27 protein-coding genes are annotated in these 26,660 nt (G+C 57.8%); 19 read left to right on the forward strand and 8 right to left on the reverse strand.

Annotated features, from left to right (window positions below; genetic code table 11):
- Positions 1-74: 74 nt before the first annotated feature.
- A complete protein-coding gene (malI, locus tag ACWKXN_RS12535) occupies positions 75-1,091 on the forward strand; it encodes a Mal regulon transcriptional regulator MalI (RefSeq protein ID WP_023310638.1) in 1,017 nt (338 codons plus the stop codon).
- A 74-nt stretch (positions 1,092-1,165) separates the two neighbouring features.
- Entirely contained in the window at positions 1,166-1,693 is a 528-nt protein-coding gene (locus ACWKXN_RS12540) for a metal-dependent hydrolase (protein ID WP_454543865.1), read from the forward strand.
- An 89-nt stretch (positions 1,694-1,782) separates the two neighbouring features.
- Here the strand turns inward: ACWKXN_RS12540 and cysS are convergent, their stop codons facing one another.
- Positions 1,783-3,168 (reverse strand): cysteine--tRNA ligase, encoded by a 1,386-nt coding sequence (cysS, locus tag ACWKXN_RS12545; protein ID WP_454543866.1) that lies wholly within the window; start codon positions 3,166-3,168, stop codon positions 1,783-1,785.
- A gap of 174 nt (positions 3,169-3,342) precedes the next feature.
- Here cysS and ppiB point away from each other — a divergent pair, with 174 nt between their 5' ends.
- The 7 genes from ppiB to mnmH all read left to right on the forward strand — a co-directional run bounded on the left by ppiB (position 3,343) and on the right by mnmH (position 8,054).
- Positions 3,343-3,837 carry a peptidylprolyl isomerase B gene (gene ppiB / locus ACWKXN_RS12550; protein ID WP_023310635.1) on the forward strand — a complete coding sequence of 165 codons (495 nt, stop codon included), beginning with the start codon at positions 3,343-3,345 and terminating at the stop codon, positions 3,835-3,837.
- Positions 3,838-3,840: 3 nt separating this feature from the next.
- Positions 3,841-4,563, forward strand: a complete 723-nt coding sequence (gene lpxH / locus ACWKXN_RS12555) for a UDP-2,3-diacylglucosamine diphosphatase (protein ID WP_454543867.1) — start codon at positions 3,841-3,843, stop codon at positions 4,561-4,563.
- 137 nt (positions 4,564-4,700) lie between these two features.
- Positions 4,701-4,910 (forward strand): YdgH/BhsA/McbA-like domain containing protein, encoded by a 210-nt coding sequence (locus tag ACWKXN_RS12560; RefSeq protein WP_023310633.1) that lies wholly within the window; start codon positions 4,701-4,703, stop codon positions 4,908-4,910.
- Positions 4,911-4,978: 68 nt separating this feature from the next.
- On the forward strand, positions 4,979-5,164 hold the full coding sequence (locus ACWKXN_RS12565) for a hypothetical protein (protein ID WP_029741050.1): 186 nt from the start codon (positions 4,979-4,981) through the stop codon (positions 5,162-5,164).
- Positions 5,165-5,325: 161 nt separating this feature from the next.
- Positions 5,326-5,835: a 5-(carboxyamino)imidazole ribonucleotide mutase gene (gene purE, locus ACWKXN_RS12570; protein ID WP_023310631.1), complete on the forward strand. Its 510-nt coding sequence runs from the start codon at positions 5,326-5,328 to the stop codon at positions 5,833-5,835.
- Positions 5,832-6,899: a 5-(carboxyamino)imidazole ribonucleotide synthase gene (purK, locus tag ACWKXN_RS12575; protein ID WP_032661448.1), complete on the forward strand. Its 1,068-nt coding sequence runs from the start codon at positions 5,832-5,834 to the stop codon at positions 6,897-6,899. Before purE ends, purK begins: the two co-directional genes overlap by 4 nt.
- Before the next feature lie 84 nt (positions 6,900-6,983).
- The gene (gene mnmH, locus ACWKXN_RS12580) at positions 6,984-8,054 is read left to right on the forward strand and encodes a tRNA 2-selenouridine(34) synthase MnmH (RefSeq protein ID WP_454543868.1); all 1,071 of its coding nucleotides are present in this window, start codon (positions 6,984-6,986) and stop codon (positions 8,052-8,054) included.
- A 123-nt stretch (positions 8,055-8,177) separates the two neighbouring features.
- Here mnmH and ACWKXN_RS12585 read toward each other — a convergent pair whose 3' ends face one another.
- The 3 genes from ACWKXN_RS12585 to ybbA form a co-directional block, all read right to left on the reverse strand.
- Positions 8,178-9,323, reverse strand: a complete 1,146-nt coding sequence (locus ACWKXN_RS12585; RefSeq protein ID WP_039263983.1) for a porin — start codon at positions 9,321-9,323, stop codon at positions 8,178-8,180.
- Between the two features lie 183 nt (positions 9,324-9,506).
- Entirely contained in the window at positions 9,507-11,921 is a 2,415-nt protein-coding gene (gene ybbP / locus ACWKXN_RS12590) for a putative ABC transporter permease subunit YbbP (RefSeq protein ID WP_454543869.1), read from the reverse strand.
- Positions 11,918-12,604 carry a putative ABC transporter ATP-binding protein YbbA gene (gene ybbA, locus ACWKXN_RS12595; protein WP_023617272.1) on the reverse strand — a complete coding sequence of 229 codons (687 nt, stop codon included), beginning with the start codon at positions 12,602-12,604 and terminating at the stop codon, positions 11,918-11,920. Before ybbA ends, ybbP begins: the two co-directional genes overlap by 4 nt.
- On the opposite strand from ybbA, the gene tesA reads away from it, so the two are divergent.
- From tesA to ACWKXN_RS12610, 3 genes are read left to right on the forward strand one after another with little or no spacing between them, the layout of a single operon-like run.
- Positions 12,575-13,198, forward strand: a complete 624-nt coding sequence (tesA, locus tag ACWKXN_RS12600) for a multifunctional acyl-CoA thioesterase I/protease I/lysophospholipase L1 (protein ID WP_032661743.1) — start codon at positions 12,575-12,577, stop codon at positions 13,196-13,198. The two genes, ybbA and tesA, sit on opposite strands and share 30 nt — an antisense overlap.
- A gap of 28 nt (positions 13,199-13,226) precedes the next feature.
- Entirely contained in the window at positions 13,227-13,997 is a 771-nt protein-coding gene (locus tag ACWKXN_RS12605; RefSeq protein ID WP_014882827.1) for an SDR family oxidoreductase, read from the forward strand.
- 58 nt (positions 13,998-14,055) lie between these two features.
- On the forward strand, positions 14,056-14,910 hold the full coding sequence (locus tag ACWKXN_RS12610) for a co-chaperone YbbN (protein WP_023310624.1): 855 nt from the start codon (positions 14,056-14,058) through the stop codon (positions 14,908-14,910).
- Positions 14,911-14,959: 49 nt separating this feature from the next.
- Here ACWKXN_RS12610 and fetB read toward each other — a convergent pair whose 3' ends face one another.
- Both fetB and fetA read right to left on the reverse strand, forming a co-directional pair.
- Complete coding sequence (gene fetB, locus ACWKXN_RS12615; protein ID WP_023310623.1) at positions 14,960-15,742, reverse strand: iron efflux ABC transporter permease subunit FetB; 783 nt, start codon at positions 15,740-15,742, stop codon at positions 14,960-14,962.
- Positions 15,735-16,406, reverse strand: coding sequence for an iron efflux ABC transporter ATP-binding subunit FetA (fetA, locus tag ACWKXN_RS12620; RefSeq protein WP_094934739.1), 672 nt, complete (start codon positions 16,404-16,406; stop codon positions 15,735-15,737). The genes fetB and fetA overlap by 8 nt, the downstream gene beginning before the upstream one ends.
- Positions 16,407-16,549: 143 nt before the next feature.
- Here fetA and ACWKXN_RS12625 point away from each other — a divergent pair, with 143 nt between their 5' ends.
- From ACWKXN_RS12625 to ACWKXN_RS12635, 3 genes are read left to right on the forward strand one after another with little or no spacing between them, the layout of a single operon-like run.
- A complete protein-coding gene (locus tag ACWKXN_RS12625; protein WP_033144808.1) occupies positions 16,550-17,401 on the forward strand; it encodes a hypothetical protein in 852 nt (283 codons plus the stop codon).
- Between the two features lie 44 nt (positions 17,402-17,445).
- Entirely contained in the window at positions 17,446-18,360 is a 915-nt protein-coding gene (locus tag ACWKXN_RS12630; RefSeq protein ID WP_023310620.1) for an SPFH domain-containing protein, read from the forward strand.
- On the forward strand, positions 18,357-18,809 hold the full coding sequence (locus ACWKXN_RS12635; RefSeq protein ID WP_023310619.1) for an NfeD family protein: 453 nt from the start codon (positions 18,357-18,359) through the stop codon (positions 18,807-18,809). The genes ACWKXN_RS12630 and ACWKXN_RS12635 overlap by 4 nt, the downstream gene beginning before the upstream one ends.
- On the opposite strand, the gene cueR is transcribed toward ACWKXN_RS12635, so the two are convergent.
- Positions 18,806-19,216, reverse strand: coding sequence for a Cu(I)-responsive transcriptional regulator (gene cueR / locus ACWKXN_RS12640; RefSeq protein ID WP_023310618.1), 411 nt, complete (start codon positions 19,214-19,216; stop codon positions 18,806-18,808). The two genes, ACWKXN_RS12635 and cueR, sit on opposite strands and share 4 nt — an antisense overlap.
- Before the next feature lie 108 nt (positions 19,217-19,324).
- Between cueR and copA the strand changes: the two genes are divergently transcribed.
- The 3 genes from copA to ybaK all read left to right on the forward strand — a co-directional run bounded on the left by copA (position 19,325) and on the right by ybaK (position 23,347).
- Positions 19,325-21,823: a copper-exporting P-type ATPase CopA gene (copA, locus tag ACWKXN_RS12645; RefSeq protein ID WP_454543870.1), complete on the forward strand. Its 2,499-nt coding sequence runs from the start codon at positions 19,325-19,327 to the stop codon at positions 21,821-21,823.
- Positions 21,824-21,873: 50 nt separating this feature from the next.
- The gene (locus tag ACWKXN_RS12650) at positions 21,874-22,668 is read left to right on the forward strand and encodes a TraB/GumN family protein (protein WP_454543871.1); all 795 of its coding nucleotides are present in this window, start codon (positions 21,874-21,876) and stop codon (positions 22,666-22,668) included.
- A gap of 199 nt (positions 22,669-22,867) precedes the next feature.
- Entirely contained in the window at positions 22,868-23,347 is a 480-nt protein-coding gene (ybaK, locus tag ACWKXN_RS12655; protein ID WP_023310615.1) for a Cys-tRNA(Pro)/Cys-tRNA(Cys) deacylase YbaK, read from the forward strand.
- A 121-nt stretch (positions 23,348-23,468) separates the two neighbouring features.
- On the opposite strand, the gene ushA is transcribed toward ybaK, so the two are convergent.
- On the reverse strand, positions 23,469-25,121 hold the full coding sequence (ushA, locus tag ACWKXN_RS12660; RefSeq protein WP_023310614.1) for a bifunctional UDP-sugar hydrolase/5'-nucleotidase UshA: 1,653 nt from the start codon (positions 25,119-25,121) through the stop codon (positions 23,469-23,471).
- Between the two features lie 169 nt (positions 25,122-25,290).
- Between ushA and ACWKXN_RS12665 the strand changes: the two genes are divergently transcribed.
- On the forward strand, positions 25,291-26,499 hold the full coding sequence (locus tag ACWKXN_RS12665) for an MFS transporter (protein WP_064673428.1): 1,209 nt from the start codon (positions 25,291-25,293) through the stop codon (positions 26,497-26,499).
- The last annotated feature ends 161 nt before the right edge of the window (positions 26,500-26,660 follow it).

Raw genomic sequence — 26,660 nt, forward strand, 5'->3', positions numbered from 1 at the left:
ACGACGCGTCTCCTGTAGTCTGGGAGACGCATTGTCGTATCTGACTGATAATCGGTGAATTTCAGGGAGCGGTTTTGAAGAAAGTCAGCATTATTGATGTCGCAAAGCACGCGGGCGTATCGGTCTCAACCGTCTCGCTGGTTTTGCGCCAGAAAGGGAAAATCTCAGAGGCAACGATCGAGAAGGTCAACGCTGCCATCAATACGCTGGGCTATGTTCATAACGTTGCCGCTGCCAACCTCCGCGCCAATACGTCCAATCTGATTGGCCTGATCCTCCGCGACTTTAGCGACAGTTTCTCCATCAAGGTGATGGCGAGCATCGTCCAGGATCTTGAAAAACAGGGGTATATGGTTTTTCTCGGCCAGCCCCAGAACGACCATGACCATCTAGAGCGCTGCCTGCTGTCGTTTAAGCAGCAGGGCGTCGCCGGGGTTATCTATCTGGCCTCGGATACCCGCACCTCCACCCTGCCGGAGCAAATTCGCCGCTGCCCGCTGCCGCTGGTGGTGGTTTCTCAGTCGCTGCTGGATGAAAAATGCAATCTGGTGATGCGCGATAACCGTCAGGCGGCAAACCTGGCGGTGCGTTATCTTATCGAGCGCGGCCATCGCAATATTGCCTACATTGGCGGGCGTGAAGGCTGCCTCATCCGCGAGCAGCGCCTGCTCGGTTTTCGCAGCGCGATGACGCAGAACGGGCTGGTCTGGCGCGATGAATACTCTCCGGCCTGCAGCGATGACACGCTGGCGGCGGGTTTCGCCACCCGCCAGCTGCTGGAAAAAAACAACACCATCACCGCCCTGCTCTGCCACTCGCCGGATGCCATGATCGGCTCCATCTCCGGTATTCATCAGGTTGGACGAACGGTGGGTAAAGATGTGTTTTTGACGCAGCAGGTCGCGCTGGTCGGTTTCGAAGATATGCTCCACGTTAACCTCACCTCGCCGTCCTTTACCTACGTCTCGTCAGCCAGCGAAGAGACCGGGCGTCAGGCTGCCGGGCTGATTATTCGTACGCTGAAGGAGCCGACGCTGCAAACCCAGCGCATTACGCTTTCCGGACAGCTTATCGCGCGCGAGTCGGCGTAAAAATAAGAATTTGACGCGGGTCTGCCGGCGCGGGATTGCTGCTATATTTCCATGATTTGCCATGGATAATCGCAATGCCTACCGTTATTACACACGCTGCTGTTCCGCTTTGTCTGGGCTTAGGCCTGGGAACCAAAGTGATTCCTCCCCGCCTGCTGTTTGCCGGGATTGTCCTCGCCATGCTGCCGGATGCCGACGTGCTGGCGTTCAAGTTCGGCGTCGCGTACGGCAATGTTTTCGGCCATCGCGGCTTTACCCACTCCCTGCTGTTCGCCTTTGTGATGCCGATACTCTGCGTGCTGACTGGACGACGGTGGTTCCGGGCCAGCCTGACGCGGTGCTGGCTGTTTTTGACCGCGTCATTGCTTTCGCACAGCCTGCTGGATTCGATTACCACGGGAGGGAAAGGCGTCGGCTGGCTGTGGCCGTGGTCAGATGAACGCTTCTTTGCGCCGTGGCAGGTGATTAAGGTCGCGCCGTTTGCGCTGTCGCGCTACACCACGCCGTACGGGCATCAGGTGATCGTGTCGGAGCTGCTGTGGGTGTGGCTGCCGGGAGTCGTGCTGGTGGGGTTGCTGTGGTGGAGAAAACGTGGGCGCTGATGCCCTCACCCCGGCCCTCTCCCACGGGGAGAGGGAGAAAACCTAATAATTCCCTCTCCCTTTGGGAGAGGGTTAGGGTGAGGGGAAAATTACTTACGGCGCCAGGTAGTCCCCTGCGGGCCATCTTCCAGAATGATTCCCATCTCGGTCAGACGGTTGCGCGCCGCATCTGCCGCCGCCCAGTCTTTTGCCTGACGCGCTTCCAGACGCGCTTTGATCAACGCTTCAATTTCCGCCACTTCACCGTCGTCCGCCTGCGCACCGCTCTGCAGGAATGCGTCCGGGTCCTGCTCCAGCAGGCCGAGCACGGAGGAGAGCTTACGCAGATGGGACGCCAGCGCATTCGCCGCGGCCATATCTTCTGACTTCAGGCGGTTCACTTCGCGCGCCATGTCGAACAGCACGGAGTAGGCTTCCGGGGTGTTGAAGTCGTCGTTCATCACCTCAACAAAGCGGGCTTCGAACGCTTCGCCGCCTGCAGCAGGAACAGACCTGTCGGTTCCGCGCAGCGCGGTATACAGGCGCTCCAGCGCCGAGCGCGCCTGTTTCAGGTTCTCTTCGCTGTAGTTCAGCTGGCTACGATAGTGGCCGGACATCAGGAAGTAGCGCACGGTTTCCGCGTCGTAATACTTCAGCACGTCGCGCACGGTGAAGAAGTTACCCAGCGATTTAGACATCTTCTCGCGGTCAACCATTACCATGCCGGAGTGCATCCAGTAGTTAACGTACTCGCCGCCGTGGGCGCAGGTGGACTGCGCGATTTCGTTTTCGTGGTGCGGGAACATCAGGTCTGAACCGCCGCCGTGGATATCGAAGTGCTTGCCCAGCTGCTTGCAGTTCATCGCGGAACATTCAATGTGCCAGCCCGGACGGCCTTCGCCCCACGGTGATGGCCAGCTTGGCTCGCCCTCTTTGGACATTTTCCACAGCACGAAGTCCATCGGGTTACGCTTCACGTCAACCACGTCAACGCGCGCGCCGGCCTGGAGCTGGTCCAGATCCTGACGGGAAAGCGAACCGTAGGTTGGGTCCGTCGGCACCGAGAACATCACGTCACCGTTGTCCGCAACGTAGGCATGACCGCGAGCGATCAGCTTTTCGGTGATCTCGATGATTTCGTGAATATGGTGGGTCGCGCGCGGCTCGCTGTCCGGGCGCTGAATATTCAGGGCGTCGAAATCTTTGTGCATTTCGACGATCATGCGATCGACCAGCGCAACGAAGCTTTCGCCGTTTTCATTAGCGCGCTTGATGATTTTGTCGTCGATGTCGGTGATATTACGCACGTATTTCAGGGTGTAGCCCAGAAAACGCAGGTAGCGTGACACCACGTCAAAAGCGACAAAGGTACGGCCATGGCCAATGTGACAGAGATCGTAAACCGTAATACCACACACGTACATGCCGACTACCCCGGCATGGATAGGTTTAAATTCCTCTTTCTGGCGCGTCATTGTATTAAAGATTTTTAACATCGAAGATTCCATGTAAACACGTGTGTGGTTGAAAACCGGCTATTCTACCCGTAATTCAAACCCGAAGCAGCACACAATGCAAGGTGATCGCATCCTGTGGTTATGCTATAACAAGCCCCTATAGATGACCCGAACGCGGGTCGACGTACCACAATAACGGAACAGGATGCAAAAATGGTTACTTTCCACACTAATCATGGCGATATCGTAATCAAAACCTTTGATGACAAAGCGCCTGAAACAGTTAAAAACTTCCTGGACTACTGCCGCGAAGGTTTCTACAACAACACCATTTTCCACCGCGTGATCAACGGTTTTATGATCCAGGGCGGCGGTTTCGAACCTGGCATGAACCAGAAAGAGACCAAAGAAGCGATCAAAAACGAAGCGAACAACGGTCTGAAAAACACCCGCGGTACGCTGGCAATGGCCCGTACTCAGGCGCCACACTCTGCCACCGCGCAGTTCTTCATCAACGTGGCGGACAACGACTTCCTGAACTTCTCCGGCGAAAGCCTGCAGGGTTGGGGCTACTGCGTATTCGCAGAAGTGGTTGAAGGTATGGACGTGGTTGACAAGATCAAAGCCGTCGCTACTGGCCGCAGCGGTATGCACCAGGACGTTCCTAAAGAAGACGTTGTGATTACAAGCGTGACCGTCAGCGAGTAATTCGTGGCGACACTCTTTATTGCGGATCTGCATCTGCAAACAGAAGAACCGGCGATAACCGCCGGTTTTCTGCGTTTTTTACGCGGTGAAGCGAAAAGCGCCGATGCGCTGTACATCCTGGGCGACCTCTTTGAAGCCTGGATTGGCGACGACGACCCTAACCCGCTGCACCGTGAAATGGCCGCCGCCATTCACGCGCTCGTGGATTCCGGCGTCCCCTGCTACTTCATTCACGGCAACCGTGATTTCCTGATCGGCAAGCGCTACGCCCGCGAAAGCGGCATGACGCTGCTGCCGGAAGAGCAGGTGCTCGACCTCTATGGCCGCAGGGTTCTGTTCATGCACGGCGACACGCTCTGCACCGACGATACCGGCTACCTGGCGTTTCGCGCCAAAGTCCACACCCCATGGATCCAAAAGGTGTTCCTTGCGCTGCCGCTGTTTATCCGTAACCGCATAGCTGCCAGAATGCGCGCGGGCAGTAAAGCCGCCAACAGCAGCAAATCCATGACCATCATGGACGTGAACCCGCAGGCCGTGGTGAGCGTGATGGAAAAGCATGGCGTTCAGTGGTTGATCCACGGTCATACCCATCGTCCTGACGTCCATTCCCTTATCGCCAACGGCGAACCGGCCCATCGCGTGGTATTAGGTGCCTGGCACACCGAAGGCTCCATGGTCAAAGTCACGCCAGAGGGCGTGGAGCCGATCGCCTTTCCGTTTTAACCCCTCGCACCATCATTCTATTTTTTTGAACAATATCGGCAAATTGTTTCGATTTTAATCAGCCCGTGGTCGGCCTATTATTTATCACATCAGGGCAATACGCCCTATCCCAGATAAAATACTTAAGGAATACGACCATGAAATCTATCAAAACTTTCGTTGCAGTTGCCGCTCTTTCCCTGGTTTCTTTCGGTTCTTTCGCTCAAAGCGTGAGCGCAACCGCCTCTACCCTTGACCGCGCAGAAGCGAAAATTGCCGCGCAGGCCGCCGAGCAGAATGCCTCTTATAAAATCACGAGCGCGAAGGTCAACAACCGCGTGTACATGACCGCAGAACTGACTAAATAAAAACCCTGATTGCCGTGCCGCCAGCGAAGACGTGCGACAGCGACAATACGATGAGGAAGGAACAGAGAATGAAAAACATCAGCATCGTAAGTACCCTGCTGCTGGCAGTCGTGGTGTCCACTGGCGCACAGGCCGCGGAGAATCGCTTCTCCGTGCCAAAATCGGGCTCGAATGCCGACACCAGCATGGTGAATCATATCGATGTCAGCCGCGCGTTCGACAACGAGAACCTGTCCGCAGGGGATCTTCAGTAACATCATATAAAAGACCGCCATCGTGCGGTCTTTTTTGTTATCGCTTTCTCGCCATAACTGCTCGCCTTTTAACCGCGCAACCGTTTTCCTTGCCCGTATAACATGCTATTCTCTGTGCCCTCAAAAGCAGTGTGTTTCGCACCACAGGAGTTTTAAGACGCATGTCTTCCCGCAATAATCCGGCGCGTGTCGCCATCGTGATGGGGTCCAAAAGCGACTGGGCTACCATGCAGTTCGCCGCCGAAATCTTTGAAATCCTGAATGTTCCACACCACGTTGAAGTGGTCTCCGCGCACCGTACACCGGACAAACTGTTCAGCTTCGCCGAAAGCGCCGAAGAGAACGGTTATGAGGTGATCGTTGCCGGTGCGGGCGGCGCAGCACATCTGCCAGGCATGATTGCCGCCAAAACCCTGGTGCCGGTACTGGGCGTTCCGGTCCAAAGCGCCGCGTTAAGCGGTGTAGATAGCCTCTACTCCATCGTCCAGATGCCGCGCGGTATTCCTGTCGGCACGCTGGCGATTGGTAAAGCGGGTGCGGCGAACGCAGCTCTGCTGGCGGCGCAAATTCTTGCGACGCACGATAAAGCATTACACCAGCGTCTGGCGGAGTGGCGTAAAGCCCAGACCGACGAGGTGCTGGACAATCCGGACCCGCGGGGTGCGGCATGAAGCAGGTTTGCGTCCTCGGTAACGGCCAGCTAGGCCGCATGCTGCGTCAGGCCGGTGAGCCGCTGGGTATTGCCGTCTGGCCCGTCGGGCTGGACGCCGAACCGGAAGCCGTACCGTTCCACCAGAGCGTGATCACCGCCGAGATCGAACGCTGGCCGGAAACGGCTCTGACCCGCGAGCTGGCGCGTCATAACGCCTTCGTTAACCGCGACGTGTTCCCGATCATCGCCGACCGTCTGACGCAAAAGCAGCTGTTCGACAAGCTCGGTCTGCCGACCGCGCCGTGGCAGCTCCTGTCCGATAAAAGCGAGTGGAATGACGTTTTCGCGATGCTGGGCGAGCTGGCAATCGTGAAGCGCCGCGTGGGCGGCTATGACGGCCGCGGCCAGTGGCGCCTGCGTGCAGATGAAACGGCAGAACTGCCGGACGACTGCTACGGCGAGTGCATCGTTGAGCAGGGCATTAACTTCAGCGGTGAAGTGTCGCTGGTTGGCGCGCGCGGGCACGACGGGCATACCGTCTTTTATCCGCTGACGCATAACCTGCATCAGGACGGCATTCTGCGCACCAGCGTCGCCTTCCCGCACGCCAATGCTGACCAGCAGGCGCAGGCGGAAGATATGCTCTCTGCCATCATGCACGAACTCGGGTATGTGGGCGTCATGGCGATGGAGTGCTTTATCACCCCGTCCGGTCTGCTGATCAACGAACTTGCGCCGCGCGTGCACAACAGCGGCCACTGGACGCAAAACGGCGCGTCCATCAGCCAGTTCGAGCTGCACCTGCGTGCAATCACCGACCTGCCGCTGCCGCAGCCGGTGGTGAACAGCCCGTCGGTGATGATCAACCTGATCGGCACCGATCTGAACTACGACTGGCTGAAGCTGCCGCTCGTGCATCTGCACTGGTATGACAAAGAGGTACGCGCGGGTCGTAAGGTCGGTCACCTGAACCTGAACGACAGCGACACGGGCCGCCTGAGCGCCACCCTGGAAGCGATGATCCCGCTCCTGCCGCCGGAATATGCGAGCGGTATTGTCTGGGCACAGTCTAAGCTCAAGTAAGACATCTGCGCCGGGGAGTTGATCTTCCCCTTCCCCGGCGTACAATCCCCGCCCATTGCTGCTGAGTTTTCTTCTGGAACAACCATGAACGATGGAACGGACTATCGCGCGATCCTCGCGTCTGATACCCCTTTAATCGACGTTCGCGCGCCGATCGAATTTGCCCAGGGCGCGATGCCTGCGGCGATCAACCTGCCCTTAATGAACGACGACGAGCGCGCCGCCGTCGGTACCTGCTATAAACGCCAGGGCCCCGAGGCCGCGCTGGCGCTCGGCCATCAGCTGGTGAGCGGCGAGACGCGTGAGGCACGCATTAACGCCTGGCGGGAAGCCAGCCTTACCCATCCTGGGGGCTTTCTCTGCTGCGCGCGCGGCGGCCAGCGCTCGCATATCTCGCAGGCCTGGCTGAAAGAGGCGGGCGTTGACTACCCGCTGATCCGCGGCGGCTATAAGGCCCTCCGCCAGACGGCGATTCAGGTGACTATCGAGCAGTCGCAGAAGCCGATGGTGCTTATTGGCGGCTGCACCGGAAACGGCAAAACCCTGCTGGTGAAGCAGCACGTGCAGGGTATCGATCTGGAAGGGCTGGCGCACCATCGCGGTTCGTCGTTTGGCCGCACGCTCACGCCGCAGCTTTCCCAGGCCAGCTTTGAAAACCACCTTGCGGTTGAGCTCCTGAAAAAAGACGCCGCGCGCTGGGTGCTGGAAGACGAGGGCCGGATGATTGGCTCCAACCACCTGCCGGAGTGCCTGCGCGACCGCATGGCTGAAGCCCCTATCGTTGTCGTCGAAGACCCGTTTGACGTCCGCCTCGAGCGCCTGCGCGAAGAGTATTTCGACCACATGTGGGCGGACTTTTCTGCCGCATACGGCGAGGAAGCGGGCTGGAAAGAATACAGCGAGTATCTGCACCACGGCCTGTTCGCCATTCGCCGCCGTCTGGGGCTGCAGCGGTATGCAGAATTCACCGCGCTGTTAGATTCCGCGCTGCTGGAACAGCAACGCTCCGGCAGCACCGAGGCGCACTTTAGCTGGCTTGCGCCGCTGCTGAAGGACTATTACGACCCGATGTACGGCTATCAGCTGGAGAAAAAGGCGGAGAAGATTGTGTATCGCGGGACGTATGGCGAGGTCGCTGAGTGGCTTAATCGCTAAAACAAAGCCGGGTGGCGAGGTAAAAGCCAAACGGCAACCTGGGTTGCCGTTTTTAATGTTTATTCCCTCTCCCCGTGGGAGAGGGTCAGGGTGAGGGCATCAGGCCGCACCCAACAAGACGACCTAGAAGTCGTAACGCAGACGCACCAGGTTCATGTCACCCAGGTTGTCGGTGCTGGAGGTGAACACGTGTTCGTAATCCACGCGGAAACCGTAATCCAGCTGGAAGCTGATACCCACGCCGTTGTCGATGCGCTGGTAGTTACGGCCATTCACGTACTCAATACGGTCGCCCATGAAGTAAGGCTGAATAGATTTAACCGCGTACTGACCGACTGGGAACTTGTAGCCCGCAAAGTATTCAATACCCCATGCATCACCCGCAAAGTAGTCGTTAACCGACACTTTTTTGGTGGTCATGAAGTTCTGGTACCAGCCGCCGCCAGCGGAGAAGGTCCAGTTGTCCGGGGTCCAGCTCAGCGCGGTACCGAGGATGTTCTGGTCGTAGGTTTTGCTGTCGCCGTTATCCGGGTTACGCATGTCCGCGCGGGTGTAGTTCCACGCGGCGCCCCAGGTCAGGTCGGTGGTCAGGTGGTAATCCAGACCCAGCGAGCCGCCGCCTTTACGCTTGTATCGCAGGCCGTTGCCCGGCAGGTATTCGCTGTCTTCAAACAGGTAAGATGCGTAGATGTCGGCATCGCCCACGGTTTTCTTATATTTCAGCATATTACGTGAACGGTAAGAACCGTCGTAATCGCCTTTGATCCCGTTACCTGGTGCCTGGCCGATCATGTCGTAGTCCCAGATATCGGTTTTCGCGCCCACCACATCATAGTAAACGCTGTTCTGTTGACCGAAGGTCAGCGTACCCCAGGTGTCGCTCTTCAGGCCGGTGTAGAGCATACGACGCGTCGTGTCGTGATCGCTTTCGCTGTAGTGGTTGTCCCAGTTGAACATTGCAGGGAAGTTCACGCCCAGCTCGTAGTAGCTTACCCAGCTGATGTCATCAAACAGGTAGTAATCAGCCGCGAAACGGAAACGGGTGCCGCCGTCAAAGCCGTTACGCTTGTAGCTGTTTTTACCGTCGTCGCCGGTCATGTTCTGGAACTGAGGACGAATACTGCCGCCAACGGTGAAGTTCAGACGGCTCAGCGGGTTACCCGCCTGAGGATCCTGCTTAAGAACGGTGATTTCCGCCTGAGAAGCGAAGGTAGTCAATGCCACTGCCGCGCCGATCGTTGCCGCCAGCGCTGATTTTTTTATAGTCATTATTTTTCCTTAATAGACACGCTGCTAAATATTTAGCGGGTGAATATTAACTGGAAATAATCGGGCCGTGTGGTCGGGTTTTTAATGTTTTGTGCTACTAAATGAGTGGGTATTATCAGTTTGTGCTATTTAAACGCTGCGCACCGGCATTAAAACCCGGTGCGCAACTATCACCGTGCTAAATCAACTCGCAAACTGACGGAACAGGGCTTTGCCCTTTAACAGCCGCGTGCCGAGCCAGCCTCCGCAGAGAGAAAGCAGCACCGCTCCGCTGAGAGGCAGGATCAACCAGAGACGCCAGTCAGGCTCCCACGGGAAGTCGAAAACCTTTGTCTGCAGCACCGCCAGCGCCGTTTCCGCGCCAATGGCCGCTACCAGACCCGCCACCAGCCCCAGCAGCGCAAACTCGCTCCATAGCGTCATCCGCAGCAGTCGCTTTCCGGCCCCCAGCGTGCGGTAGACCACCAGCTCCTGATGGCGCTGGCGCATCCCCACCTGCACCTGGGCCAGCAGCAACAGCACGCCGCAGATCGTCACCAGCACCACCATGACCTCCAGCGCGCGGCTCACCTGCTCCAGCACCTGCCCTACCTGCTTCAGGATCGCCCCAATATCCAGCAGGCTGACCGTCGGAAACTCCCGGTTGAGCTGGGTCAGCATGCCGTTGCCGTTTTCCCAGCGGAAGCTTGTCAGCCAGCTCTGCGGCTGCCCGTCCAGCGCGCCCGGCGGGAAGATAAAGAAGAAGTTTGGCCGCAGGCTTTCCCAGTCCACTTTACGCAGGCTGGTGACTTTCGCGGTAAAATCCTGGGTATCGCCGGTAAAGGTGACGCTGTCTCCCAGCTTCACGTTCAGCCGCGTCGCCAGCCCCTCTTCCATCGAGACTTCCCCCGCTTTCGGCGGCCAGGTGCCGGCGGTTATCGGGTTATGGTCAGGGCGTTTCTCCTGCCAGGTCAGGTTCAGTTCGCGGTTCAGCGACTCGTCCTTATTCCCCTCCGTTGGCTGACCGTTGATCTGCGTCAGACGCGCGCGCACGATGGGATAGAACGACTCAGGAATAATGTGATGCTCAGACAGGAAGCCCTTCAGCGGCGTGACCTGCTCAGGGGCAATGTTGATCAGGAAATAGTTCGGGCTTTCCGGGGGAAGCTGCTGCTGCCAGCGATCCAGCAGATCGCCGCGCAGCACTAACAGCAGCGCCAGCAGCATAAACGACAGCGAAAACGCCGACAGCTGGCTGAGCGTTGACCACGGCTGATGCAGCAGGCGGTTGACCGCCAGGCGCACGGGCAGGGATTTCACCGTGAGCCGCTTCAGGACGTTGAGCAGTATCCAGCCCAGCACGCCGCACAGCAGCGCCAGCACAACCGCCCCGGCCAGTACCGCCCACAGCAGCGTGCTGCCCCCCATCAGCCACGCCAGCAGCCCCACCGCCACGGCAATAATCACCGGAAGGTAGAACTTCAGCGGCCAGACGTTCGCCACCACATCGTTGCGAAGCACGCGCAGCGGCTGCGTCGCGAGCAGCAGGCGGTAGGGGCGTAGCCCCACCAGCAGCGAAATCACCGTCATCGCGCCCATCGCCCACAGCCACGGCCAGAGGCTGGCCGGCGGCAAGGCGGCCGGGAGCACCGGCTTCAGCATCACCATCAGCAGTTTTTCAAACAGCAGCCCGATTATTCCGCCAGTAATCGCGGAGAGGACCAGCAGCATCAGCCACTGGCCGACAATCAGCTTGCGCAGCTGCGCCCTGCCCGCCCCCAGGGTTTTGAGGATCGCCACCAGGTCGTAACGGCTGCGGCAGTAATGCCCCATCGCCACGGCAACCGCCGCCACCGCCAGCAGCAGGGTCAACAGTGCCGAAAGCAGCAGGAACTGCTGAGAACGTTCAAGTGATTTACCGAGCGCCCCTTCGTCCTGCTCCAGCCCGTACCAGCGGTGCTCCGGCTTGAGCTGCGGCAGAAGCCATTTTTCATACGCGTCAAGCTGGGCAGGCGTGCCGCCAAACTTATAGCGCCAGGTGACGCGGCTGCCCGGCTGTACCGCATGGGTTGCCGCGACATCCGCGGTGTTCATCAGCAGGCGCGGCGCGAGCTGGAAGGGGTTAAAGCCGGAATCGGGCTCCTGCACCACTTCCCCGGCAATGTTGAAGGTGGCGTCGCCGACGTCGATGCTATCGCCGGGTTTCAGGTTCAGAAGCGCCATCAGACGTGATGCCAGCAGCACCGTACCGGGCTTTGGCTTCAGCCCTGGCGGGTTGGTCTCCAGTTCGCCGTACATCGGATAGATATCATCGACGGCTTTAACGCTGGCGAGCTGCGGCGTGTCGCCCGCAAAGGTCATGGTCTGGAAGCTTATCTGCTCCCCCACCTTCAGCCCTTGTTTACGCGCCTCTGCAATCCAGCCCGACGGCACCGGGCGGGAGCTTTGCAGCGCCCGGTCACCCGCCATAAACTCCCGGCTCTGCTGGCTAAGCCCTTTTTCCATGCGGTCGCTGACGCTGCCGAGCGCCAGCACGCAGGCCACCGCCAGGCTTAGCGCCAGCCAGACGATAAGCAGCGAGGGCGAGCGCCACTCGCGCCAGAACCAGCGGGTAATCATGCCTCCTCCTGAAGAATACCGTTCACCAGCCGCAGGCGGCGGTCGCAGCGGGCGGCGAGCTGCGGATCGTGGGTGACGAGGATCAGCGTGGTGCCGTGCTCGCGGTTGAGCGAAAACAGCAGGTCGGCAATCCGGTCACCGGTTTTACGGTCAAGGTTACCGGTGGGCTCATCGGCAAACAGGACTTCGGGACGACCGTTAAACGCCCGCGCCAGCGCCACGCGCTGCTGCTCACCGCCGGAAAGCTGTGCGGGAAGGTGGTCGAGACGCTTGCCCAGACCGAGCTGCTCCAGCAGCGCCTTCGCGTGCGCCCGGCTTTCACGGCTGTTTTCACCGCGCAACAGCGCCGGGAGTTCGACGTTTTCCAGCGCGTTCAGGGTGGGGATCAGCATGAAGGACTGGAAGACAAAACCAACGTGACGCGCGCGCAGCGCGGCCCGCGCCTCTTCATCAAGCTGATGCAGCGGTTGCCCGACAAGATGGACCTCGCCGCTACTGCCGTCGTCCAGACCGGCCAAAATCGCCAGCAGCGTGGACTTGCCGGAGCCGGATTCGCCAATCAGCGCGATGGTTTCAGCGCGTTTGACAACGAGTTCAACTCCAGTAAGGATGGAAAGCTCGTGTTCCCCCTGACCGACGGACTTCTTAAGATGATGAACTTCAACACTGTTTTCCGCTGGCATTTGCCCTTCCTGTTTTTGATTCTGATGACCTTCCGCGCGGCGGCAGCGGACACGTTACTGGTTCTCGGCGACAGCCTGAGCGCAGGCTATCGCATGGCGGCCAGCGCGGCCTGGCCTGCTCTGCTCAACGACAAATGGCAGAGCAAGACGTCGGTAATTAACGCCAGCATCAGCGGCGATACCTCGCAGCAGGGCCTGTCGCGCCTGCCTGCACTGCTCAAACAGCATCAGCCGCGCTGGGTGCTGGTGGAGCTTGGCGGTAACGATGGATTGCGCGGTTTTCAGCCTCAGCAAACCGAGCAAACGCTGCGCACCATTTTGCAGGATATCAAAGCGGCAAACGCCCAGCCGCTGCTGATGCAAATTCGCCTGCCCGCCAACTACGGTCGTCGGTATAATGAAGCCTTTAGCGCGATCTACCCTAAGCTTGCCAAAGAGTTTGATATTCCGCTGCTGCCATTTTTCATGGAAGAGGTCTATCTCAAACCCCAGTGGATGCAAGACGACGGGATCCACCCCAATCGCGATGCTCAGCCGTTTATTGCCGACTGGATGGCAACGCGGCTGGCTCCTTTAGTTAAACATGACTCCTGATTAAGCGGAGATCCTGACAGGTAAAGTTATGCAAAAATCGGTCTTAATTACAGGATGTTCCAGTGGAATCGGCCTGGAAAGCGCGCTCGAACTGAAGCGCCAGGGGTTTCGGGTGCTGGCGGCGTGTCGCAAACCCGACGATGTCGAACGCATGAACGGGCTGGGCTTTACCGGCGTGCTGCTGGATATGGACTCGCCGGAGAGCGTTGAACGCGCCGCCGATGAGGTGATCGCGCTGACCGACAATCGTCTCTACGGGCTCTTTAACAATGCCGGCTACGGCGTGTATGGCCCGCTGGATACGCTCTCCCGCGAAACGCTGGAGAAACAGTTTTCGACCAACTTCTTCGGCGTGCATCAGCTCACCATGCGCCTGCTCCCCGCGATGCTGCCGCACGGTGAAGGGCGCATCGTGATGACATCGTCAGTGATGGGGCTGATTTCCACCCCGGGCCGCGGCGCCTACGCCGCCAGCAAATATGCGCTGGAGGCCTGGTCCGACGCCCTGCGCATGGAGCTGCGCCACAGCGGCATCAAGGTCAGCCTGATTGAGCCCGGCCCGATCCGCACCCGCTTTACCGAAAACGTGAACCAGACCCAGGCGGATAAGCCGGTCGAGAACCCCGGCATTGCCGCACGTTTTACCCTCGGGCCAGAGGCGGTGGTAGCCAAAGTGCGCCATGCTTTTGAGAGCGAACATCCTAAAATGCGCTATCCGGTGACGCTGGTCACCCATGCCGTAGGCTGGTTAAAACGCCTGCTGCCGGGCCGGATGATGGACAAAATTTTGCACGGTTGAGTTGAAGCGACGACGCTCATCCCCATGTAAAGAACAAACCGACAAAAGAGAAAGCCGCATGTCCGTACAGAATATCGTCAATATTACAGAAGCTAACCTGCAACAGACCCTTGAACAGTCGATGACCAAACCGGTCCTGTTCTACTTCTGGTCTGAACGCAGCCAACACTGCCTGCAGCTGACGCCGGTGCTGGAAAGCCTTGCCGCGCAGTACAACGGTCAGTTCATTCTCGCTAAGCTGGACTGCGACGCCGAGCCGATGGTGGCGTCTCAGTTTGGTCTGCGCGCCATCCCAACCGTCTATCTGTTCCAGAACGGCCAGCCCGTTGACGGCTTCCAGGGGCCGCAGCCGGAAGAGGCTATCCGCGCCCTGTTGGATAAAGTGCTGCCGCGTGAAGAAGAGCTGAAAGCGCAGGAAGGCATGGCGCTGATGCAGGAAGGTAAATACGACGAGGCGCTGCCGCTGCTCAAAGAGGCGTGGCAGCTGTCGAATCAGAACAGCCAGATTGGCCTGCTGCTGGCGGAAACGCAGATCGCCCTGCACCGTTCAGAAGACGCGGAAGCCGTACTCAAGACGGTTCCGCTGCAGGATCAGGACACCCGCTATCAGGGTCTGGTCGCACAAATTGAGCTGCTGAAACAGGCGGCGGACACCCCGGAAATTCAGCAGCTGCAGCAGCAGGTTGCCGACAACCCGGCCGACGCCGCGCTGGCAAGCCAGCTGGCGCTGCAGCTGCACCAGGTGGGGCGTAACGAAGAGGCGCTGGAACTGCTGTTCAGCCACCTGCAAAAAGACCTGGCAGCCGCAGACGGTCAGGCGCGTAAGATGTTCCAGGAAATTCTGGCCGCGCTGGGCACCGGAGACGCGCTGGCGTCGAAGTATCGTCGTCAGCTGTACGCGTTGCTCTACTAACAAAAAAATGCCCGGTGGCGCTAACGCTTACCGGGCCTGGAAAACAGGCTTAACCCGTTTTCTTTAATTGCGTCACCACCAGCTGGTGGCGCGCGTTGTAGAACTTCCGATAGGTCAGGTAGCAGGCAATGATGGTTGACAGGCTTGCCGTAGAGAGCAGCATAAACGTCACCATGATCTGATACTTAATCGCTTTGACCGGATCGATACCGGCAAAAATCAGCCCCGACATCATGCCCGGCAGGCTCACCAGCCCCACCGTTTTGGCTGAATCTACCGTTGGGATCAGCGATGAGCGAATGCTCTCACGGATCAGCCGCGCCGAGGCCACTTTAGGCGTCGCTCCCAGGCTTAATTTCTCCTGCAGCTGCTGCTGTTCACTGCTGAAGCGCTGGCCGAGATTGTTATAACAGAGCCCAACGGCCACCATGGCGTTCCCCGCAATCATCCCGGAGATAGGGATAACCTGCATCGGCGTAAAGGCAATCGAGCCGGAGAGCACCAGCACCGCCAGCGTGAGCGCCGTCCCGGTGGTAATGGCGATAAACGACGAGATAAACGCCTTATCTATGTATTTACTGCGTTTTTTCGCATTCCACGCCGCGTTGAAACAGATAAAGAGCACCATCAGCAGCGTCAGCACCGCGTGGTTGACGTTGAAAATATACTTCAGCACATAGCCAACGATGATGAGCTGAACCACCGCGCGGCAGATACTCCACACAATATCTTTTTCCAGCCCCAGCTTTTCCCGGTAGCTGACCACAATTGCAATCAATACCAGCACCATCGAAAACGCCAGGGATTCATTGGTAATGTTATGCTCACCCACGGTTAGCCTCCTGCATTTTCCCGCCGTGCGGCTGAAGCGTAATCACGTCATCCGCATGGGTTATTTCATTAGCGTCGTGCGTCACCCACAGCACGGCAATATTCTGCTCCCGGGCGTAGCGATGAATAATCTCATTAACGTTGCGTTTGTTGACGTCATCGAGCGCGCTGGTAATTTCGTCCAGCAAAAGCACCTTCGGTAAAAACTGCAGGTTGCGGATCAGCGAGACGCGCTGCTTTTCTCCGCCCGACAGCGCGGTGATGGATTTGGTTAACGTCTCCTGCGCCAGGCCAAAGTGGGCCAGATCGCTGATAAACTTTTCCGGCTCCGGCGTTTTATTGCGGATTTGCCACGGGAAAATCAGGTTGTCATAAACCGTATCGCCAAACAGCGCGGGGGTTTGCACGCAGTAGGAGACCTGCTGGCGATAGTTTTCCGGGGACAGGGTTGAGATATCCTGTCCTTCAAACAGAATGGTGCCCTCCGTCGGGCTGAGGAGTGAGGCCACAATTTTCAGCAGCGTGCTTTTACCGCAGCCTGAAGGGCCCGTGATTAATTTAAACTCGCCCGGCGACAGGCTAAACCCGACGTGCTGAAGAATAATGTTTTCTCCAACACGAAATCCGATATCCCTGAGATGTAATAGTTCTTTTTTATCGTTCATTACGCTTCCGTTAACCGCTTCGTGTAATAACCGCCTGTAGCATAATCCTTTCGTGCGCACAGAGCGAATAGCCTCACGCTAAAGCAAGTGTTAAACTTTTTGTTTGTCATTTGTCTCCACCATCACTACAGGAAGTAAGCAGCATGGCACATATCTTTTATGAGTTTCCTTCCCTGAAGCCTGGTGTTCCTGATGTCGAAACATTAATGGAAGTCATCAAATCGTCGGAACTCACGCGTTTTGTCATTGGCGCAGAGGTGGTGGATTTTGTTAAGAAGGCGCTCATCGTGAACACCACGATCGGCAGTTTCAAAAATTGCTATTTCGCCTTCGACAACGGGACACACTTCCTGGAATTTGACGGCAAGGGAAAATCCAAACGTTTCAATGAGGTACCCGACTGGTTCGTCTCTCCGGCTGAATTTTCTCGTACCCAGTGGCTTATCAACCACGATCTTGCGGATGTAAAGGCCACCCAATTCATTGACGTGCTGATGTCCTATCCGCTGAAAGAGCGCCGTGCGCACTGTAATTTGTTATTCGGGCTGGAGCTGGAAAAGGTGAATGCGGTTCCGGCCCCAGCGTCAGCCGCAGGGAAAATCGGCAATAAAAACGGTAAAACGACCAAACCGCGCGTCACCGATCTGGGATCGTTTGAATTGTTCAGCCAGTTCTTTGCGCGCATGAAAACCGCCGTGCTGGCCGATGAGTTTCCCACCCTGCAGGTTCTGACGGGCATGGATAACCTGACTAAAGCGCCGCATAATTTAAAGCAGGGTATCAGAACGTGGTTCAAAGCCATCGCGGGCGATCTTCCTCCCAATAACAAGCGCGTTGAAGCGGGGAATGCCGTTCTGTTCTGCGCCCCCATTCGCGAACAGATCCAGCGTATCGAAGCGCTGGGGCTGGAGAAGTACTACCAGGGATTATCCAAAGCCATTGCCGAAGCGGGTGATGGATTCATCTCTGACTTTACCTATACTTACGAGCAATAAACACACACTTTCACTCATCACAGCATGCAAAACAGGAGGTTTTTATGCTTATCGTTGTTCCTGTCCTTATTTTCGTTGCGCTGGTTATTGTGGGCGCAGGCGTCAAAATTGTCCCTCAGGGCTATCAGTGGACCGTCGAGCGTTTCGGTCGCTACACCAACACCCTCCAGCCGGGCTTAAGCCTGATTGTTCCTTTCATGGACCGGATTGGTCGCAAGATCAACATGATGGAGCAGGTACTGGACATTCCGTCTCAGGAGATCATCTCCAAGGATAACGCCAACGTCACCATCGACGCCGTCTGCTTTATTCAGGTGATTGATGCGCCGAAAGCGGCCTATGAGGTCAGCAACCTGGAGCTGGCGATCGTCAACCTGACGATGACCAACATCCGTACCGTGCTCGGCTCGATGGAGCTGGACGAAATGCTTTCCCAGCGCGACAGCATCAACACCCGCCTGCTGCACATTGTCGATGAAGCAACGAACCCGTGGGGGATCAAAGTCACCCGTATTGAGATCCGCGACGTGCGCCCGCCGGCGGAGCTGATCGCCTCCATGAACGCCCAGATGAAGGCCGAGCGAACCAAGCGCGCCTACATTCTGGAAGCCGAAGGGGTGCGTCAGGCGGAGATCCTCAAAGCGGAAGGGGAAAAACAGTCGCAGATCCTGAAAGCGGAAGGCGATCGTCAGTCCGCATTCTTACAGGCGGAAGCACGTGAACGTTCGGCAGAAGCGGAAGCCCGCGCCACCCAGATGGTGTCCGAGGCGATTGCCGCCGGTGATATCCAGGCCGTGAACTACTTTGTCGCGCAAAAATATACCGACGCGCTAAAACAGATCGGCTCGGCGAACAACAGCAAAGTGGTGATGATGCCGCTGGAGGCCAGCAGCCTGATGGGCTCTATCGCCGGTATTGCCGAACTGATTAAAGACAGCGGAAACGAGCGTAAAAAATGATTGAGCTGATCGCTGCACATCCTCATGCCTTCTGGCTAAGCCTCGGTGGCTTATTGCTGGCGGCGGAGATGCTGGGCGGCAACGGCTACCTGCTCTGGAGCGGTGTTGCCGCCGTCATTACGGGCCTTCTGGTCTGGATCCTTCCCCTGGACTGGGCGTGGCAGGGTGCGCTATTTGCCGTGCTGACGCTGGTGGCCGCGTGGCTGTGGTGGCGCTGGCTAAACCGGCGGGTTAACGAGCAAAAACCGCTGGACGCGCACCTCAACCAGCGCGGACAGCAGATTGTCGGCAAGCGTTTTACGCTCGACACCGCGCTGGTAAACGGACGCGGGCACATGCGCGTGGGCGACAGCTCGTGGCCGGTAGTCGCCGACGACGACCTCAGCGCCGGCACGCGGGTTGAGGTCATTGCGGTGGAAGGCATTACCCTGCGGGTGAAAGCCTGCTAAGCAGAGGCCTTACGATGACAGCAGCCGGCAAGATTATCGATAATCGGGCAGTCGGCGCTGTCATCCCCCGGACAGGATTCCGCGAGCTGCAGCAGCTGTTCGCGCATCGCCTGCAGCTCGATGATGTGGCGTTCAATTTCGGCCACTTTTTCCAGCGTGCGTTTTTTCACGTCGGCGCTGTGACGCTTCGGATCGTTAAACAGGTTCACCAGCTCGCCGCACTCTTCCAGATTAAAACCGACCTGTCTTGCCTGGCGCAGCAGCGTCAGTTCATCCAGATGCAGCTGCGTGTAGCTGCGGTAGCCGTTTTCACTGCGCAGCGGTGGCGTTACCAGCCCCTTCTCTTCATAAAAGCGGATTGCCTTGCTGGTTAAGCCGGTTTTTTTTGCCACGTCACTGATATTCACATTTCCCCCTTGACCTTCCCCTTGATGGAAGGTTTAACCTTCATAACAGTTAGCGAAAAGCGTTACTCCGGTCAACTACTGACCAGTTCATTATACGGGAGTTTTGTTATGTCTCACACTATCGACCTGACGCTGGACGGCCTCTCCTGCGGCCACTGCGTCAAACGCGTTAAAGAAAGCCTGGAACAGCGCCCTGACGTTGAAAGCGCTGACGTGACTATCGATCATGCCGCCGTCACCGGCAGCGCCAGCGCGGATGCGCTGATCGATACCATCAAGCAGGCCGGTTACGGGGCGGAGTTAAGCCACCCAAAGGCTAAACCGCTGGCAGAGTCATCATCCCCGTCGGAAGCACTGACAGCGGCCACTCCTGAGCTTCCGGCAGCTGATGATATTGACGACAGCCAACAGCTGCTGATCAACGGCATGAGCTGCGCCAGCTGCGTCTCCCGGGTACAAAACGCCTTGCAGGCCGTACCGGGCGTTGCGCAGGCACGGGTAAACCTCGCGGAGCGCACTGCGCTGGTGATGGGCAGCGCCTCCGCCGCAGATTTAGTGCAGGCCGTTGAGAAAGCGGGCTACGGGGCGGAGGCCATCGAAGATGATGCCGAGCGCCGCGAGCGCCAGCAGGAAACGGCTATCGCCACCATGAAGCGCTTCCGCTGGCAGGCGATTGTCGCCCTGCTGGTGGGTATTCCGGTGATGGTGTGGGGCATGATGGGTGACAACATGATGGTCACCGCCGACAACCGCACGCTGTGGCTGGTGATTGGCCTGATTACCCTTGCGGTGATGGTGTTTGCAGGCGGACATTTCTATACCAGCGCCTGGAAGAGCCTGAAAAACCGCACCGCGACGATGGATACGCTGGTGGCGCTCGGTACCGGCGCGGCGTGGCTCTATTCGATGAGCGTGAACGTCTGGCCCCAGTGGTTCCCGATGGAGGCGCGTCATCTCTATTACGAAGCCAGCGCGATGATTATCGGCCTGATTAACCTGGGCCACATGCTGGAAGCCCGCGCCCGCCTGCGCTCCTCGAAAGCGCTGGAAAGATTGCTTGATTTAACCCCGCCGACGGCCCGCGTGGTCACGGACGAGGGGGAGAAAAGCGTCCCGCTGGCGGAAGTTCAGCCCGGCATGACGCTGCGCCTGACGACGGGCGATCGCGTTCCCGTTGACGGCAAGATAACCCAGGGCGAAGCCTGGCTGGATGAAGCAATGCTGACCGGCGAGCCCATTCCCCAGCAGAAATCAGACGGCGACGCCGTTCATGCCGGTACGGTGGTGCAGGACGGCAGCGTGCTGTTTACCGCCAGCGCCGTCGGCAGCCACACGACGCTGTCGCGTATTATCCGCATGGTGCGCCAGGCGCAGAGCAGCAAGCCGGAAATTGGCCAGCTTGCTGACAGGATCTCCGCCGTTTTTGTTCCAGTAGTGGTCGGCATTGCCCTGCTGAGCGCGGCGATCTGGTATTTCTTCGGCCCGGCACCGCAGATTGTTTACACCCTGGTGATCGCCACCACGGTGCTGATCATCGCCTGTCCTTGCGCCCTTGGCCTGGCGACCCCGATGTCGATTATCTCCGGCGTAGGCCGCGCGGCCGAATTTGGCGTACTGGTGCGGGATGCGGACGCGCTGCAGCGGGCCAGCACCCTCGACACGCTGGTGTTTGATAAAACCGGCACGCTGACCGAAGGCAAACCGCAGGTGGTGGCCGTCACTACCGCAGGCATTGCGCAAGAGGAGGCGCTGCGCCTCGCCGCCGCACTGGAGCAAGGATCCAGCCATCCGCTGGCGCGCGCCATTCTCGATAAAGCGAATGCTTCTGCCCTGCCGCAGGTCAGCAATTTCCGCACCCTGCGCGGGCTCGGCGTCAGCGGTGAAGCAGAAGGCCACGCGCTGCTGCTGGGCAACCAGGCATTGCTTAATGAAAACGGTATTGATACCGCCGCGCTGGAAAGCGAGCTGAAAGCGCAGGCGTCTCAGGGCGCTACGCCGGTTCTGCTGGCGGTGGATGGCAAAGCCGCCGCGCTGCTGGCCGTGCGCGATCCGCTTCGCCAGGACAGCGTGGACGCCCTGCAGCGTCTGCACCGTGCCGGCTATCGTCTGGTGATGCTGACCGGGGACAATCCGACAACGGCCAACGCCATCGCGAAAGAAGCCGGAATTGATGAGGTCATTGCAGGCGTACTGCCGGACGGGAAAGCGGACGCCATCAAGAAACTGCAAAGTCAGGGCCGTCAGGTGGCGATGGTTGGCGACGGCATCAACGATGCCCCGGCGCTGGCCCAGGCGGACGTCGGGATTGCCATGGGCGGCGGGAGCGATGTCGCCATCGAAACCGCTGCCATTACGCTGATGCGCCATAGCCTGATGGGCGTTGCCGACGCGCTGGCCATTTCAAAAGCCACGCTGCGCAACATGAAGCAGAACTTACTGGGAGCGTTCGTCTATAACACCCTCGGTATCCCAATCGCGGCCGGTATTCTGTGGCCGCTGACCGGCACGCTGCTTAACCCGGTGGTCGCGGGTGCAGCGATGGCGCTCTCTTCCATTACCGTGGTGAGCAACGCCAACCGCCTGCTGCGCTTTAAACCGAAGGATTGAACCTTGTACCCGTACGCGCTAGCATGAACCTTTCCATTCATGGAGCGCGTATGGGTCTGTTTAATCGTATAAAAGCATCGTTTCGCGCCCTCTTTCCTCGCCGTTATGCCTGGCCCGGTCTGGATATCTCTCTCCCCGGCGGGCAGCACCTGCATCTGGTCGGCAGTATTCATATGGGTACGCAGGATATGTCTCCCCTGCCACCCGGGCTGATTAAACTGCTGAAACGCGCCGACGCGCTGGTCGTTGAGGCGGACATTTCGGGTCAGGAGTCGCCGTTTGTCGGGCTGGAAAGCGCTCTCACTCTGGCGGAACGTCTGGATGATCCCCGGCTTGCGGAACTGACGCGCGTCGCGGATGAAACCGGCGTGTCGCTCTCCATGATTGACACCCTGCCGCTCTGGCAAATTGCGATGGTGCTGCAGGCTACGCAGGCGCAGCGTCTGGGACTGCGCGGTGACTACGGCATTGATTACCAGCTGCTGAACGCGGCAAGGGCGCACAGCCTGCCCATCATCGAGCTGGAAGGGACGGACAGCCAGATTGCGCTTCTGCGCCAGCTTCCCGACGACGGCCTGATGCTGCTGGATGATACGTTGACCCACTGGCACACCAACGCGCGCCTGCTGCAGACCATGATTGGCTGGTGGCTGGACGCGCCGCCTGAGGACGGTAAGCTGGCATTGCCCTCGACGTTCAGCGAATCGCTGTATGATGTGCTGATGAATGCGCGCAACAAAGCCTGGCGGCAGACGCTGCATGCTTTGCCCGCGGGGCATTACGTGGTGGCGGTTGGGGCGTTACATTTGTACGGAGAAGGGAATTTGCCGTCACTGTTGAAATAAAAAAATGGCCAATATTTCTATTGGCCCGTCAAAGAGGAATTTCATCGTTTTTATTATGCCGAAGGAGACCTTCGGTTGAGCCGATTGTCGCTCAAAGTGACCATCACTGCCAATACTATTGCGCAAGATGGTGCTATTTTTTAGACAAACGTCAGGCGTATGCTGTGGGCATGATTTGTCTGTCGTAAGAAGGATAGCTATGACTCCCGCCGTTAAATTACTCGAAAAAAACAACATTTCTTTCCGGATCCACACTTACGATCACGATCCGAATGAGACTAACTTTGGTGATGAAGTGGTGCGCAAGCTGGGGCTGAATGCTGACCAGGTTTATAAAACGCTGCTGGTGGCGGTGAATGGCGATATGAAACACCTCGCCGTCGCGGTTACCCCTGTGGCGGGACAGCTTGATCTGAAGAAAGTCGCCAAAGCCCTGGGGGCGAAGAAGGTGGATATGGCGGATCCGATGGTGGCGCAACGCACCACGGGCTATCTGGTGGGCGGGATCAGTCCGCTCGGGCAGAAAAAACGCCTGCCGACGCTGATTGATGCCCCTTCACAGGAGTTTGAAACCATCTTTATATCCGGCGGCAAACGCGGGCTGGATATCGAGCTGGCGGCGGGCGATCTGGCGAAAATGCTGGACGCGAAGTTTGCGGATATTGCGCGCCGGGATTGAGAAAATTGCCCGGTGGCGGCTGCGAGGTAAAAGCAAAACGGTAACAGGCGTTACCGTTTTTTGTGTTCGCGCCCTCTCCCGGTGGGAGAGGGTTGGGGTGAGGGCATCAGGCCGCACACCACTACTGCCAGCTCACCTCACCTTTCGGTTCGTAGGCATTCACGTCAATCGGCGAATTCTGCTCGATAAACTGCTTCAGCACTTCCGCATCGATAAAGCCGGTATTCACGTATCCCGGTTTGTTATCAATATGCGGATAGCCGTCGCCGCCGGTGGCGTTAAAGCTTAACGTCGCCAGACGGTACGTTTTGGCCGGATCAACCGGTTCGCCTTTGATCTTCAGGTCGTTAAGCTTGCCGTCTTTCGCCACAAAGCTGACGTTGGCAAACTGCGGATAGGCCCCGGAATCCGGCTTCATCTGCGCCACGGCGGTCAGGTAGTCAATCACCTCTTTCCCGCTCATATCGGCATAAACCACCACGTTGCCGAACGGCTGCACCTTCAGGACGTCTTTATAGGTAATGTTTCCGCCCTCGATGGAATCACGAATACCGCCGCCGCTCATCACGCCGAAGTCAGCGCCGGTGCGCGCCATTTGCGCCGCCAGCACCAGGTGGCCCATGTTGGTCTGCACGAAGCGAACTTTACTGCGGTCCCCCTCCAGACGACCGTTCAGCGTGCCGATTTTCACGTCCAGCTGCGCCTTGCCCTTGTTCTGGAACGGCGTCAGCAGGGAGAGCATCTGCTGGTTTTCAGCGATCTCCGGCGTGTAGAGTACACGCTCGCTTTTCCCGTCCGGGTAGGTGACTTTCTTCTTCAGGTTGACCGGGATGAGCTGATAATGGACCAGCTTCATCTCGCCGTTACGGAACTCGAAATCCGCCCGGCCGACGTATTTGCCCCACTCGTGCGCCTGAACAATCCAGATACCGTTCTGACGGTCCGGCGCGCACGGCGTGCCCGGCACGTAGTCCACCTGCTTTTTGTTCTCGGATGCCATACACACCGGATCCTGTGAGTGACCGCCCACAATCATTGCCAGAGAGCCCGCGGGCAGGCTGCGCGCCATTTCCACGTCGCCGGGCGCGTTAGAGCCGTGCTCGCCGTTGTCGTAGTGCCCCATGTGCGTGGTGGCGATAATCACGTCCGGCTTCTCGTTTTGCTGCAGCTCCTGAATCACCAGCTTCGCTTCGTCTGCCGGTTTGCGGAATTCGATATCTGTAAAGAACTCGGGGTTACCAATTTTCGCCGTATCGTCAGTGGTTAAGCCGATGACCGCGATCTTCAGATCCTGGCGCTTAAACAGCGCCCACGGCTTAAACAGGCGTTCGCCGGTGCTTTTCTGGTAAATATTGGCGGAGAGGAAGGGGAATTTGGCCCATTTTTCCTGCTGACGCAGCACGGTCAGCGGATTGTCGAACTCGTGGTTACCCACGGCCATCGCGTCGTAGCCAATCAGGTTCATGCCGCGAAAATCAGGTTCCGCGTCCTGTAAATCGGATTCCGGCACGCCGGTATTGATATCGCCACCCGACAGCAGCAGCACGCTGCCGCCCTGGGCAGCCACCTCTTTACGAATGCCGTCCACCAGCGTTTTTTGCGCCGACAGGCCATATTCGCCGTATTCGCTGCGCCAGAAATGACCGTGGTGATCGTTGGTATGCAGAATGGTGATTTTATAGGTTTTGTCTTTTTCATACGCCTGCGCGGGCAGGCTTACCAGGCCCCATGCGGCGATGAGCGCCAGCGCGACGCCCCGCTTCATTAACTTCATCTTCTCTCTCCCTGACCAATAGACAAAGGCAAAAATTACAGTGACTAACAAGAATAGACAAATAAGTTTTCAGAATTGCGACTTTCTTCAAATGTCCCGGACGGGTATGTTAGTCGGATAATAATTACACCCTGCATCTCTAATAACGAAAAACGTGGTACTTCTCTCTATGGCAATCAGTGAATCAACCCAGCCCGTTCCGGGCGCGCCGGCGTCGCGCACCTCCTTTAAAGTCTTAGGCGCAATCAGTCTCTCGCACCTGCTCAACGACATGATTCAGTCGTTGATTCTGGCAATTTATCCGCTGCTGCAGTCCGAGTTTTCGTTAACGTTCGTGCAGATCGGGATGATCACCCTGACCTTCCAGCTGGCTTCCTCACTGCTGCAGCCGGTGGTGGGCTACTGGACGGATAAATACCCGATGCCGTGGTCGCTGCCGATCGGCATGTGCTTTACCTTAAGCGGGCTGGTGCTGCTGGCCATGGCGGGGAGTTTTGAAGCGGTGTTGGTTGCCGCCGCGCTGGTGGGCACCGGATCGTCCGTCTTCCATCCGGAGTCCTCGCGCGTGGCGCGTATGGCTTCAGGGGGCCGTCACGGTCTGGCGCAGTCTCTCTTCCAGGTGGGCGGTAACTTTGGTAGCTCTCTCGGCCCGCTGCTGGCCGCGGTGATTATTGCCCCTTACGGTAAAGGCAACGTGGCCTGGTTTGTACTGGCCGCGCTGCTGGCGATCATCGTGCTGGCGCAGATCAGCCGCTGGTATGCCGCTCAGCATCGCGTGAATAAAGGTAAACCTAAAGCGAAGGTTATCAATCCCCTTCCGCGCAATAAGGTTATCCTGGCGGTTTCCGTGCTGCTGGTACTGATTTTTTCGAAATACTTCTATATGGCGAGCATCAGCAGCTATTACACCTTTTATCTGATGCAAAAATTCGGATTATCGGTACAGAATGCGCAGATCCACCTGTTTGCCTTCCTGTTCGCCGTTGCGGCCGGCACGGTCATTGGCGGGCCTGTGGGTGATAAGATTGGGCGTAAATACGTCATTTGGGGCTCTATCCTCGGCGTGGCGCCGTTTACCCTTATTTTGCCGTACGCGAGCCTTGAATGGACGGGGATTTTAACCGTGATCATTGGTTTTATTCTCGCATCCGCGTTTTCCGCCATTCTGGTCTATGCCCAGGAGCTCCTGCCTGGCCGTATCGGTATGGTTTCCGGGCTCTTTTTCGGTTTCGCCTTCGGCATGGGCGGGCTTGGCGCGGCGGTGTTGGGGATGGTGGCGGATCACACCAGCATCTTCCTGGTTTATAAAATCTGCGCTTTCCTGCCACTTCTTGGGATGTTGACCATATTCCTGCCTGATAACCGTCATAAAGCGTAAATTACGGGTAGCCAAAGTTTTACTTTGGCTACCTGATACCCTGATGCCATAAGGGTTTCTTCTTCTTCCCCTCGCTGAATTTATCAAAACGCGCTTTTTTACGTGCATATTGCTGTTTTATTCAAACTTCAACAATAATTCATAAACATAAGGGTAAAAAT

It is taken from the genome of Enterobacter sp. UPMP2060 (assembly GCF_053709655.1).